The sequence below is a fragment of the Candidatus Poribacteria bacterium genome, from assembly GCA_026702755.1.
In the GTDB taxonomy this organism is placed as follows: domain Bacteria; phylum Poribacteria; class WGA-4E; order WGA-4E; family WGA-3G; genus WGA-3G.
Genome location: JAPPBX010000058.1, coordinates 1 through 12,840, shown reverse-complemented (window position 1 = coordinate 12,840; position 12,840 = coordinate 1). Strand labels below are relative to the sequence as shown.

Here is a 12,840-nt window from a genome sequence, read left to right as displayed (position 1 = left end):
TAAGCGTTGCATGGACAAGCTGCACGGTAGATAGTAAAGAAGGGAGGGAGTTGGAGTAGTGGATAAGTCGTGTATTAATGTTGGCATCTTAGGATGGGGTACTGTCGGCACCGGTGTTTCCAAAATTCTGATAAATCAGAACGCCCTCATCGCCAAAAATAGTGGCACAGAATTATGCCTAAAAAAAATAGTGAAACGGACGCTACCCGCAACACGTCAAGGCGTTGAGCTCCCTATAGATTGTTTGACGACCGACCCGGCGGAAGTCGTTGACAACCCGGATATCGATATCGTTGTCGAACTTATCGGCGGTGTTACGGAAGCGCATTCCCTCATCAAGCGCGCCCTCCAAAACGGCAAACATGTCGTCACAGCAAACAAAGCCCTCCTTGCTGAACACGGTGGTGAACTGTTTCAACTGGCTTCCGAACATCAAGTTAGCCTTAATTTTGAAGCAAGCACGGCAGGCGGCATCCCGATTATCAAAACGCTTCAGGAGAGTTTTGCAGGCAACCAGATTCACTCCCTTTACGGTATTGTGAACGGCACGTGTAACTACATTTTGACGGAAATGCACGAGCGCGCGGTGGACTTTTCAGAAGTCCTCAAAGCCGCACAAGACATGGGATATGCCGAAGCCGATCCAACGCTTGACGTTGAAGGAATTGACGCTGCGCAGAAACTCATCCTTCTGATTGCCCTTGCCTATCGGTGCAACATCTCGCTCCCACAATTCCATGTCGAAGGTATTACAAACATTACCCAAAAAGAGATTCAATACGCCCGCGAACTCGGTTACGTCATCAAGCTGCTCGCCATTGCGAAGTTAAATGATGGGAATCGTGTGGAAGCACGCGTGCATCCGACACTCGTGCCGGAGCGGAGTTTGCTTGCGAACGTCGGCGGTGCATTCAATGCGGTTTGTGTCATTGGCGATGCAGTCGGTCCGACGCTCTTTTACGGACAGGGTGCCGGTGAGATGCCAACAGCGAGTGCTGTTGTCGCTGACATCATTGATGCCGCGAAATCTGTGCAACAAGGCGTGAGCACGCCGATTTCACGCGCATGGTTTGCCGGCTCACAGGCAGAGGTCGGGATATGTTCTATTGACGATATAGAGACACGCTACTACCTCCGTTTTGTTGTTGCTGACCGTCCTGGAGTTCTCGCGAAAATCGGTACTGTTCTGGGGAATTGGCAGATTAGTATCGCTTCCGTCATTCAAAAAGATCCGCACGGTATGGAGACGGTGTCACTCGTTATGTTGACACACAAAGCACGCGAAAAGAACATGAAAGCCGCGCTCGCTGAGATCTACACGCTTGAAGATGTGAAAGACGAAGCACAACTCATCAGAATTGAAGAAGAAGTTGATTTCTAAGTTGTTCCGATATTCATAATGTAGGGACGAGGGGACTCACCTATCCGACCTTGGCGTTCGACTGTAACGGTAGGGGAAACCTGAAGCCTGTCTCTAACAGATAGTTGAGGGAGATTGAATATGAAGGAAGGCATAAGAAATACGTTAGTGTTCGATATGAAAGACTTTCGAGATGAGGACTTCAAGGAATACGAAGCAGTTGTGCCGTCCGCATCCCTTGATTTGACTTATGAAGAGGCAAAATTTATCGATCCACTGTCATGTACAGCTACTCTTTTTCGCCAAGAGGACGACAATATTTATGTGACAGCCGATATTACCACAACGCTTTTGGTAGAATGTCGACGCTGTATTAATCCTTTTGAGGTGGACCTAACGGCGACACTTGATCTGTTATTCTCCATTGGTAACGAATCCTCGGAACAGGAGGAAGACGGGGAGCGATACTATGACGGAGAAACGTTAAATATTTCAGAAGATGTCCGGCAGGCACTTGTCCTTGAAATACCGGCATGGCCCCTTTGTTCTGAAGCCTGTAAAGGTTTATGTCCTGAATGTGGCACCGAACTTAATACGGCGGAATGCTCTTGTGAGCTAACGAGTGAGACCCCGGTATCTGCCGCTAATCCATTTTCAGTCCTTTCAAAAATGTTGGATAACAGTTGAAATTATCAGGACTTACGCAGCACCCTTGCTGGCGAGGTTTTAAACCTCGCCAGCGGCGTGCGGGCAGTTGAAACTGTAATAAATCTTTGAATTGTTAGGAGCAATTCCCGAATCACGACCTTTAAATAAGACAAAGGAGATAATCCATGGCACACCCAAAACGGAAAACGTCAAAAGCGAAAAAAAGATCGCGGCGGAGCCATCACGCGCTCTATGATAAAGCCACAAGTGTCTGTTCATACTGTGGGGAGACGATTATTTCTCACCGAGTCTGTTCCGAATGTGGACATTATAATGGGCGACCCGTGCTGAAATCCGCGGACGAGGCATAAGTAAAGATCTCTTAGAAATCAGCGAACATAGATGTTTTACAGCAAGTTTCGGCTTGTCTATTTCAGTATAGGAAACCTGCAAGCGGTGCCCACAACACCAAAAATTTTAAGAGAGACATAATGACGCAACTTCGACATGCAGCCATCACAGGAACGGGGTCTTATCTCCCTGAACAGGTTGTTACCAACCTTGATCTCGAGAAAATGGTTGATACAACTGACGAATGGATTCAGCAACGAACAGGGATTGTTGAGAGGCGTATTGCTGAAGAGGATGTCGCTACCTCGGATCTCTGTATTCATGCCGCACGATGGGCTATTAAAAATGCACATATTGATCCGCTTGACATCGACATGATTCTCGTCGCGACGGTTACGCCCGACACATTTTTTCCCTCAACAGCGTGCTATGTCCAGAAAGGTATCGGTGCAAAGGACGCTTCGGCAATGGATATATCTGCCGCATGCGCAGGTTTCCTCTATGGACTTGATTTAGCTGACGGAATGATTAAATCTGGACGATGCGACACCATTCTTGTCATCGGTGGTGAGATCTTCAACAACATCATTGACTGGAACGATAGAAGCACATGTGTCCTCTTTGGAGACGGTGCTGGCGCGGCTATTGTGCAAGCCACAGACGAACCCAAAGGTATCCTCGCATCCTATATTGGCTCTGACGGAGATTACGCCGACATCGACCTTCTCGGTATCCCCGCAGGCGGTTCCAGAATGCCAGTCACCGCTGAAGCGATTGATCAGAAGTTAGACAAGCTCCAGATGAATGGACGAGAAGTCTTTAAATTAGGTGTCCGACTCATGCCAGAAGCCGCTCAACGCGTGCTTCGTGAGGCTGATGTCAGCGTAGAAGAGATCGATCTCTTAATCCCCCATCAAGCGAATCTTCGCATCATTGAAGCAGTGGGAGATAGGCTCGGTGTGCCGCGAGAGAAGGTTTATATCAATGTTGACAAATACGGTAACACCTCTGCAGCAACGATCATCATAGCATTAGATGAAGCAATTCGCGAAGGTCGCGCAAAACCGGGAGATCTTCTCCTATTTGTGACTTTTGGCGCAGGTTTGACGTGGGGAAGCACACTTCTAAGATTATAGTTTTCAGTCTGCGGTAGTCAGTGAAAGAGGATTCTCATCCGATCAAACCACTCTTCTACCGACCCGTGACAACTGATAACTCTTAACTCTGATAACTTTAAACATCAACTCGTCTACAGATACTTTTGTTAAGGCACGAGTTGATGATTAAAACTGATGACTGATAACCGTTTGGCATTTATTTTTCCAGGACAGGGTTCACAGCAGGTAGGCATGGGGGCAGAGTTAGCGAAAACCTCTCCGATTGTCGAGGCTGTTTTTCAGGAAGCCGACACCTTTTGGCGTAGTCTACCTAAGCAAGATGGACACACCTTGAGTCAACTCTGTTTTGAGGGACCGGAAGAAACACTAAAGCAGACGGAAAATACACAACTTGCGATCTTAACCTGTAGTGTAGCCACATTGCGAGCCTTAAACGAACAGGATGTTGTCCCCAACGTGGTTGCCGGACATAGTTTAGGTGAGTATTCCGCACTTGTGGCGGCAGGTGTACTTGCGTTCTCAGATGCATTGCGCTTAGTGCACGCACGTGCGAGTCTTATGGCGGAAGCAGGTGAAACACAACAAGGCACAATGGCGGCAATCCTCGGAATGGAAACGGAGCAATTGCAGCAACTCTGTGATAGCACTGAAAGGACTGTGAACATTGCCAATTACAACTGTCCTGGGCAATTGGTAATCTCTGGAGAAGTCCCGGCAGTCAATCACATCGTTGAGCTCGCTAAAGCCGAAATTGGAGAGAGAAGGTGTCGTCCCTTGCCAGTGAGTGGTGCGTTTCACTCGCCACTGATGGCACCTGCACAACAAAAGTTTCAATCTGTGCTTGACTCGGTGACATTGCATCCGCCACAAGTGGATATCGTGATGAATGTGACGGGCAAACTTGCAACAGACATAGACAATATTAAACATCTCTTATTTCAGCAGATAACACAACCCGTCCAGTGGGAAAAGACACTGTATACTATTGAGGAAACCGGTATCACACATTTTGTAGAGGTGGGTCCCGGGAAGGTTCTATCTGGCTTGGTAAAACGAACACTTCCCGAAAGTAGCACAGTGAATGTTGAAGATGTTAAGACGCTATCTCTCGTAACAGATAAATATGGAAATGGTGGATAAACATAATGGACGCGACAACCGAGCGGAGTGCCTTTAGAGAAGATTTACTCAGCGGCAAAACGGCTATCGTTACAGGCGCGTCGCGAGGTATCGGCGCGGCGATTGCACAGAGACTCTGTGAAGCCGGTGCGAACGTCGTTCTCTGCTCACGTTCTGCTGAGGCGGTCACACAAATTGCTGAAACGCTGCAGAAGAAAGGCTACACCACACTCTCAATGGCTGCCGACATCTCCCAAAAGGCAGATGTTGAAGAACTTATTGAAAAAACAATTGCACAGTTTTCACAAATTGACATTCTCGTGAACAATGCGGGTATCACCCGCGATACGCTGCTCATGCGGCTCAAAGATGAAGATTGGGATGCAGTGTTACAGACGAATCTGACTGGCACAATGTACTGTACGCGCGCAGTCCTTCGCCCTATGATACGCCAGAAAAGTGGGCGCATTATCAACATCTCGTCAGTTGTTGGATTGACGGGAAACGCAGGACAAGCGAATTATGCTGCGGCGAAAGCTGGTATCATCGGATTTACAAAGGCAACAGCGAAAGAAGTTGGTGCTCGCGGTATTACCGTAAACGCTATCGCCCCGGGTTTCATCACAACAGACATGACGGCACAAATCTCGGAAGATAATCAGAAACAACTGCTTGGACTAATCCCACTACGGGAGTTTGGACATCCAGAAGATGTAGCGGACGCTGCCTGTTTTTTGGCTTCAGATGCTGCACGCTATATCACCGGTCAAATACTTCAGGTCGACGGGGGCATGGTGATGTAATTCAAAATAGTAGTCGACTTTAATAGTTGTCAATGGTCAATTATCAGTTAAAGAGTACCCTACTTCAACAGATCCACCCCTTAACTGATAACCGATAACTGACAACCATTTCATAGGAGATAAGAGAAACGCTTATGGCAACAAACCAAGAACGCCTTATCGAAATTATTGCGAAACAACTCGGTGTTGATGAAGATAACGTCACTCCAGATTCCTCTTTCATGGAAGACCTGGGGGCTGATTCGCTTGATACCGTTGAGTTAGTTATGGCACTTGAAGAGGAATTCGATATCGAAATCCCTGACAGCGATGCTGAAAAAATTCAGACTGTCCAAGATGCCTTGAGTTACCTGGACGAACATGTGTAGATTTTAGTTATCAGTTATCAGTTGTCAGTTACGAGTTGTCAGTTTTCAGTTAAGAGACTTTGACCTAACAATTCACCCTACCCTGGAATACTCCAAAGTGGGATAGATTGTTACAGAGAAACCTCTGACCGATGACTGATAACTGATAACTGATAACCCTTAAAAAAAGGATCGGTCTCGTGGAGCGTGTAGTTATTACAGGAATCGGTGTCGTCAATGCTATTGGCAACACGAAAGAAGAATATTGGGATGCGCTTGCCAGCGGTAAAAACGGAATCGGACCTTTAACCTATTTTGATGCCTCTGAGCATCGCACCCAAATCGCCGGAGAAGTAAAGGATTTTCAGGCGGAACAGTACATGGATCGCCGCGCCGCGTCCAGGCTACCGCTGTTTATTCAGTACGCGCTTGCTGCTGCAATCATGGCGCACGAGGATGCGGGTTTGGACCTTGATAAAGTTGATCCTTATCGTGCCGGTGTGCAAATCGGCTCTGGGATCGGAGGCATCGGTGTCCTTGAAGACAACGCAAAAATCCTTGCCGAAAAGGGTGCCAAACGCGTGAGTCCATTCCTTGTACCGTACATGATTATCAACATGGCAGCAGGACAGATATCAATCCACTTTAATCTCAAAGGTCCTAATGCTACATCTGTCACTGCATGTGCAAGTGCGAATCATTCCATGGGTGATTCGTTCCGTATGATTCAGCGCGGTGAAGCAGATATGATGTTTACTGGCGGCACAGAATCAGCGATTACCCCCTTAGCTTTTGCCGGATTCTGTTCGATGCGTGCCATGTCAGAGCGTAACGATGAACCTGAACGCGCCTCGCGGCCGTTTACGAAGGACAGGGACGGCTTTGTTATGGGTGATGGCGCGGGTGTATTAATCCTTGAATCGCTATCGCATGCCCAAAAACGCGGTGCTTATATCTATGCGGAAATAATCGGCTACGGAATGACCTCAGATGCCCACGATATGGTAAGTCCACCTGAAAACGGTGAAGGCGCGGCGAAAGCGATGGAATTCGCACTCCAAGATGCTGAATTATCATTAGATGCCGTCGATTATATCAATGCTCACGGCACTTCTACACCGATTGGTGATGTCGCTGAAACAAACGCCATCAAAACCCTGTTCGGCGAACAAGCATATAAAATTCCCGTTAGTTCTACCAAATCAATGGTGGGTCATCTACTCGGTGCTGCAGGGGCTGTGGAACTCATCGCTTGCTTGGGTGCGATGGAGAAAGGTTTCCTACCACCAACTATCAACTACGATATGCCGGACGAAGATTGTGACCTGGACTACGTCCCAAATGAAAGCCGTGACGCGAACGTTGAAGTTGCGCTCTCCAACGCCTTCGGTTTCGGTGGTCACAACACCTCAATCGCCATCCGTAAATTCTCAGGTTAATATTCTTTGTTCATCTGGAGGTGTGTCGGAAACGCTATGCCCTTAGCATACATCGGCTTCGGAAGCAACATCAGCGACCGACTGGCGCATATCCAGAACGCCATTCATGCTTTATCAAAAACGGAGGGAATCACCTTACAAAAAATTTCCTCCGTTTACAAAACAGCCCCCGTCGGTTATGAAGCGCAAGCAGAGTTCCTGAACGGTGTTGCTGCCATCCAGACCTCCCTTTCTCCCCTTTCCTTGCTACACACCTTAAAAGACATCGAAACTGAAGTTGGTAGACAACACCGTATCCGCTGGGGTCCAAGAGAAATCGACTTGGATATACTCATCTATGGAGATTTGTGTCTCCAGACTGAGAAACTTGTCATTCCGCACCCGGAGATGCATCTCCGCGGTTTCGTACTGGTCCCTTTGGCAGAAATCGCCCCGGATGTCGTGCACCCAGTTTTTCAAGAAACTGTTCAAACCTTGTTTGAACACCTTGACGATGATAAATCCATATCTAAATCAGAATCCATAAGGTTGTCTCAAACCTGTTTCTTATAGACTTCCGCACCACAATCTGATATAATTTCCACAGCCACTTAAAGGAGAATAGAAAGATGAGATGGTTTGAGACCCGCGGTCCTGTCTATGTTGAGGATAACTACGTTGTCGCACGCACAGATGAGCTTGCGGATTTTATGGATCGCATAAAAAAAGGCAGATATATCGTCCTCTTTGCGCCGCGTCAGACAGGCAAGACAACATTCTTCCAAAATGCCCTCGACGCACTTGAAACTGAAGGTAGCACCTATTTCCCAATACAGCTTAATTTTGAAGGGTACGTAGACAGCGATGCCGATGCTTTTTATAGGTCTCTCTGCAAAGAAATGTGTAAAGAAATTAAGAGTGTCTTCCAGAAACGCGGGAAGAGTCCTTCTGATGCGCTCAATGGATTTTTGGCGAACGCGCAGATAACTGAACCTATTTCGATGCGGGAGTTTTTTGAAGATCTTGGAGGGCTGCTGGAAAATCAGCGGTTTGTCGTGATTATTGACGAGTTTGACAGTATTCCACGGGATGCTATTAGAGGGTTCCTGCATTCGCTGCGTCAAATTTACCTTTCTCGGAAGACTCGGTGTCCGCACAGCGTCGGCATCGTCGGGGTCAAGAACATCACACAACTCAACTACGATCGCTCCATCTCTCCCTTTAATATACAAGACGAATTCAAATTACCTAATTTCACAATTGAACAGGTACAAGAACTCTTTTCACAATATACCGACGAAGTCGGACAACCCTTCGCACCTGAAACCATTGAAGCCATCCACAAACAGACTGCCGGTCAGCCTGTGCTGGTCAATCGTTTCGCGCAAATTCTTACCGAGGAATTAGACATCCCGAAAAGCGAACCGATTACGATGACACATTTTTCAGAAGCACATATCCAACTCCTTCGCGAAGGACACACGAATATTGATCACCTGATAACCAATATCCGTAGGGATCGCCGGTTTGAGGCACTCCTCATGAAAATCGCCTCTTATGATGAAGGCGTGGATTTCAACTTGGACAGTGACATTATCAACGAACTTGCTACTTATGGTGTTATTGTTGAAGGTGCTGACGGTATGTGTGAAATTGTCAACCCAATTTATCACTATTGCATCATAGACACATTCAAACCGATAGTGAACGGACTCGAACAGGAATATTTACCAGATGACACTGCTTAACATCTTGAGGAACAACACAGTTGGAACCAGAGCAGTCTGTTTCTATAGGTATGCCTGCTCACGAAACGCATCCACCGAAGATTGAAGATACAAACAAAACAACCTCTAAGTTGTTTGTTCTAACAGGCAAATCTCATTCTTCTGCTACAGCGAGCAGCTTGTTAGATCCGCCTTCAAACAAATAGCGTTTACCATCCAAGAGGCCGACAACATCACCAAGTGCTTCGGTGCCGTATAAGTCAATTATCTGCCAGCCTTTCGGTACATCTGCGTAGGCGTTAGCCTCTTCATCGACTAAAAATAAGAAACCTGTGTTTTCCTCACTCCCTTTTGGACGAAAAACGAGGAACTCATGAAAGGGGTCATCACTCCCATTAACGCGAAAACGTGCTTTATCCCGAAAACACTCTACTTTCTGCATTGTTTGCACGTGCTGACTGGTTTTCGGATGGTGATATGACCAATGATATTCCCAATGTAACCGAAAAATCTGCACGAATTTCTGCCAAAATTGAATAGTTCTCATGATACTTCTCCTTCTGTTGATTCACTATTGATGAAATATATACGTCGGATGTCTGTCTGTGAAAACGACATTACTTCTTAAGCATGCCGCCTCCTTAGCCACCTCCGGATATCTAACCTGCCTTGCGAAAACCCCCAGATAATGGCTACACCCACCAACACCCAAGCACCATACCACCCGACAGGATACATAAGGTCAAACACCGTATCCCTCAGTTCGTCATAGCGGCCATCCATATAGCGTTCAGCGAGTCGCCCTACTGTAATACGACCCATAAAAGCCAGACCCGCGATCCATAAGTAAGCAGCCATGATTCCGAGTAGGAACCTCAGAAGAAAAGTCCCGAGCAACCGAAAACCTGTTTTAAATTTCTGCATAAACATGGTTTCCACCTCCAGTGAAATCAGGTTGTTTATATAGAGTCCCGCAAGATTAAAAGGGATAGTAAAATTTTCGCATGCGGTCCAAATAGGCTTTAGAGGCAAGGTCAGCGAACCTGAAAAACTTGCAATTTTCTCCCAAATATAGTATAATTCTTGATATATTAATTCAAGACATACTGACGAAATACATCCGCTCTTACCAGTGCTGAAGGAGTCTTACCAAAGAATCAAACAGAAAACATGAATATCCACGAATACCAAGCCAAACAAATTCTCGAATCCTACGGGGTTAATACGCTGCCCGGTGAGGTTGCCGAAACACCGGAGGAGGCGGAAGCCATCGCGCAGGAACTCAATTGTGAGAGATACGTTGTCAAGGCACAAATCCATGCGGGTGGACGCGGGAAAGGCGGCGGCATCAAAGTTGCAAACTCCACTGCAGAAGTCAAACAACACGCCGGAATTCTTCTCGGCATGCAGCTCGTAACACCACAGACCGGTCCCGAAGGGAAACAGGTCCGTAAAGTCCTTGTCGCCGAAGCCGTAAAAATAGAGAAAGAATACTACCTCGCTATATTGCTTGACCGTGAAACCTCACAGCTCACCTTAATCGGCAGCGAAGAGGGGGGAGTCAATATTGAGGAAGTCGCAGCGCAAACCCCCGAAAAAATCATTAGAACACAAATTGACCCTGCTTTCGGTTTAACGGAATTTCAAGCGCGAAAGTTCACATACAAACTGATTGCTAACTCGACCTATCACCCAATTATTCCAAACGCCACAGCACTAATTTTATCGCTTTATGATGCATTCACTAACTGCGACTGTTCACTCGTAGAGATTAACCCGTTGGCGATTATATCAAAAGATGACGAATTAGAGATCGTCGCACTCGATTCCAAGGTCAATCTTGACGACAATTCACTCTGGCGACATCCTGACATTGCTGAGATGCGAGACCCCCACGAAGAAGACTCGAGTGAACTGGAAGCGAGCGAATCTGGTTTGAGTTACATCCGTCTTGATGGCGATATTGGGTGTATGGTGAACGGTGCCGGATTAGCAATGGCAACGATGGATATTATCAAACAGAACGGTGGCGAACCGGCAAACTTCCTCGATGTCGGGGGTGGGGCATCTGTTGAGGCAGTGGCGCACGCTTTCCGTCTTATTCTTGCAGACGAAAGCGTAAAGGCTGTTCTCGTTAACATCTTCGGTGGTATCATGAAATGTGATACAATCGCGAACGGTATCGTTGAAGCGGCGAAACAGGTTGAACTCAACGTTCCGCTCGTCGTCCGGTTAGAAGGGACAAACGTAGAACTCGGAAAACAGATTATTGCCGAATCGGACCTGAACGTTCAACAAGCAGAAGGACTCTCTGAAGCGGCACAACTGGCAGTAACAGCAGCAAACCCTGCATAAAAATAACATAATGGGCAACCTAACCGTCCGAATTGATAGGAAACCGGTTTTGGACAGGTAAAGGGTTTTCAGTTTCCGATTATCAATAGGTGGTGTCAACGGATTAGGTCCGTGCGAGAACACCATCCGCTGCCGACGGTTACTGACAACGGATAACGAATAACTTGAAAAAAATATGGAAAAACTTGAATTAAAGGACATAGACGTTAACGAAAAACGCGTCCTAGTGCGGGTGGATTTCAACGTCCCGATGAAAGATGGGAAAATCACCGATGAAACCCGCATCACTGCTGTTTTGCCGACGCTCTTAGCCCTCATTAATGCCGATGCTAAAATCATCTTGGTGACACATTTAGGGAGACCCGAAGTCGGTTCGTCAGCAGACCGAGAGGTGCTTTCGACTGAACCGATTGCCGTAGCTCTCAGTCGGAAGCTCGGCACGCGCGTCGCACACGTCAAGGATTGCATCGGCAAGTCGGTCCAAAATGCTGTGGAATCTTTGCGCAATGGGGAGGTACTGCTTCTTGAAAATGTCCGCTTCTATACTGAAGAAACAGAGAACGATGCGGTATTTGCCGAGCAACTTGCCTCGCTCGCGGATGTCTATGTCAACGATGCCTTCGGGACAGCACACCGGGCACACGCATCAACTGAAGGCGTGACGCACTACCTGAATCCGTGTGTCGCGGGATTCTTGATGGCACGCGAAATCTATTATCTAAGTACGAGCCTGGAAAACCCTGCACGTCCTTATGTCGCTATTCTCGGTGGTGCAAAAATATCTGACAAAATTACACTCATTGAAACGCTCCTTGAACAGGTGGATAAACTCCTCATCGGCGGCGGTATGGCATATACATTTTTATCAGCAATGGGGTTCAGTATCGGCAATTCGCTTGTTGAAACCGAGAAACTTGACGTTGCAAAATCGTTGGTCGAAAGGGAGGACTTCTCAGACACTGTCTTACTGCCGATAGATCACGTTGTGGGCAAAGCTTTTGATCCTGAAACGAAGTCTAAGGTTGTAGACAAAGGATATATCCCCGATGACTGGCAGGGGTTAGACATCGGTCCCGAAACAGTAGCAGCGTTCGGTGAACAGATCGCAACAGCCAAAACTGTGGTGTGGAACGGTCCCTTGGGTGTCTATGAGTTCGAGAAGTTCGCGCAAGGCACGATCGCCGTGGCGAAACAGATTGCCGATTCGGAGTCGGTGAGTATTATCGGCGGTGGTGATTGTGTCGCAGCGATACAACAAGCCGGTGTCGCTGATCGGATGACGCATATCTCAACAGGAGGCGGTGCCTCCTTAGAGTTTTTAGAAGGAAAATCGCTACCCGGTATCGTTGCTTTAACGGATTCAGAAACGGAGTGAGTGTTCTAAAGTCAGTAAAGTGCCTAAAATTTAGGAAACCCTTCATAATACAAAGGCAATTAGAATTAACCGAAAACCGTTGCGAAACGAAATTATGCCTTAAATGGCATAATTTGTCTTTGCTTTACATTTGGAGCAATGCCCAGAGGCTCATAATTAAAAAAATGTTTGATAAAATAGTTCCCCGTAGTGAAGACTACGCAAAATGGTATACACAGG

At 47.0% G+C, this 12,840-nt stretch carries 14 protein-coding genes; 12 read left to right on the top strand and 2 right to left on the bottom strand.

Annotated features, from left to right (window positions below; all coding sequences use genetic code 11):
• The first annotated feature begins 58 nt into the window (after positions 1-58).
• The 10 genes from OXH39_10395 to OXH39_10350 all read left to right on the top strand — a co-directional run bounded on the left by OXH39_10395 (position 59) and on the right by OXH39_10350 (position 8,912).
• Positions 59-1,381, top strand: coding sequence for a homoserine dehydrogenase (locus tag OXH39_10395; GenBank protein ID MCY3550855.1), 1,323 nt, complete (start codon positions 59-61; stop codon positions 1,379-1,381).
• A 120-nt stretch (positions 1,382-1,501) separates the two neighbouring features.
• Positions 1,502-2,047, top strand: coding sequence for a DUF177 domain-containing protein (locus tag OXH39_10390; GenBank protein MCY3550854.1), 546 nt, complete (start codon positions 1,502-1,504; stop codon positions 2,045-2,047).
• Between the two features lie 146 nt (positions 2,048-2,193).
• Positions 2,194-2,379 carry a 50S ribosomal protein L32 gene (gene rpmF / locus OXH39_10385; GenBank protein ID MCY3550853.1) on the top strand — a complete coding sequence of 62 codons (186 nt, stop codon included), beginning with the start codon at positions 2,194-2,196 and terminating at the stop codon, positions 2,377-2,379.
• 120 nt (positions 2,380-2,499) lie between these two features.
• The gene (locus tag OXH39_10380; protein ID MCY3550852.1) at positions 2,500-3,495 is read left to right on the top strand and encodes a ketoacyl-ACP synthase III; all 996 of its coding nucleotides are present in this window, start codon (positions 2,500-2,502) and stop codon (positions 3,493-3,495) included.
• A 156-nt stretch (positions 3,496-3,651) separates the two neighbouring features.
• Positions 3,652-4,617: an ACP S-malonyltransferase gene (fabD, locus tag OXH39_10375; protein ID MCY3550851.1), complete on the top strand. Its 966-nt coding sequence runs from the start codon at positions 3,652-3,654 to the stop codon at positions 4,615-4,617.
• A 5-nt stretch (positions 4,618-4,622) separates the two neighbouring features.
• On the top strand, positions 4,623-5,399 hold the full coding sequence (gene fabG, locus OXH39_10370) for a 3-oxoacyl-ACP reductase FabG (protein ID MCY3550850.1): 777 nt from the start codon (positions 4,623-4,625) through the stop codon (positions 5,397-5,399).
• 134 nt (positions 5,400-5,533) lie between these two features.
• The gene (gene acpP, locus OXH39_10365) at positions 5,534-5,767 is read left to right on the top strand and encodes an acyl carrier protein (protein MCY3550849.1); all 234 of its coding nucleotides are present in this window, start codon (positions 5,534-5,536) and stop codon (positions 5,765-5,767) included.
• Between the two features lie 179 nt (positions 5,768-5,946).
• Positions 5,947-7,185: a beta-ketoacyl-ACP synthase II gene (gene fabF / locus OXH39_10360; protein ID MCY3550848.1), complete on the top strand. Its 1,239-nt coding sequence runs from the start codon at positions 5,947-5,949 to the stop codon at positions 7,183-7,185.
• Between the two features lie 36 nt (positions 7,186-7,221).
• Positions 7,222-7,737: a 2-amino-4-hydroxy-6-hydroxymethyldihydropteridine diphosphokinase gene (folK, locus tag OXH39_10355; protein MCY3550847.1), complete on the top strand. Its 516-nt coding sequence runs from the start codon at positions 7,222-7,224 to the stop codon at positions 7,735-7,737.
• A gap of 56 nt (positions 7,738-7,793) precedes the next feature.
• Positions 7,794-8,912, top strand: a complete 1,119-nt coding sequence (locus tag OXH39_10350) for an AAA-like domain-containing protein (protein ID MCY3550846.1) — start codon at positions 7,794-7,796, stop codon at positions 8,910-8,912.
• A 133-nt stretch (positions 8,913-9,045) separates the two neighbouring features.
• Here OXH39_10350 and OXH39_10345 read toward each other — a convergent pair whose 3' ends face one another.
• Both OXH39_10345 and OXH39_10340 read right to left on the bottom strand, forming a co-directional pair.
• On the bottom strand, positions 9,046-9,438 hold the full coding sequence (locus OXH39_10345) for a hypothetical protein (GenBank protein MCY3550845.1): 393 nt from the start codon (positions 9,436-9,438) through the stop codon (positions 9,046-9,048).
• Between the two features lie 77 nt (positions 9,439-9,515).
• On the bottom strand, positions 9,516-9,815 hold the full coding sequence (locus tag OXH39_10340) for a hypothetical protein (protein ID MCY3550844.1): 300 nt from the start codon (positions 9,813-9,815) through the stop codon (positions 9,516-9,518).
• Positions 9,816-10,061: 246 nt separating this feature from the next.
• Between OXH39_10340 and sucC the strand changes: the two genes are divergently transcribed.
• A complete protein-coding gene (gene sucC / locus OXH39_10335) occupies positions 10,062-11,246 on the top strand; it encodes an ADP-forming succinate--CoA ligase subunit beta (protein ID MCY3550843.1) in 1,185 nt (394 codons plus the stop codon).
• 175 nt (positions 11,247-11,421) lie between these two features.
• On the top strand, positions 11,422-12,621 hold the full coding sequence (locus tag OXH39_10330; protein ID MCY3550842.1) for a phosphoglycerate kinase: 1,200 nt from the start codon (positions 11,422-11,424) through the stop codon (positions 12,619-12,621).
• Positions 12,622-12,840: the final 219 nt, after the last annotated feature.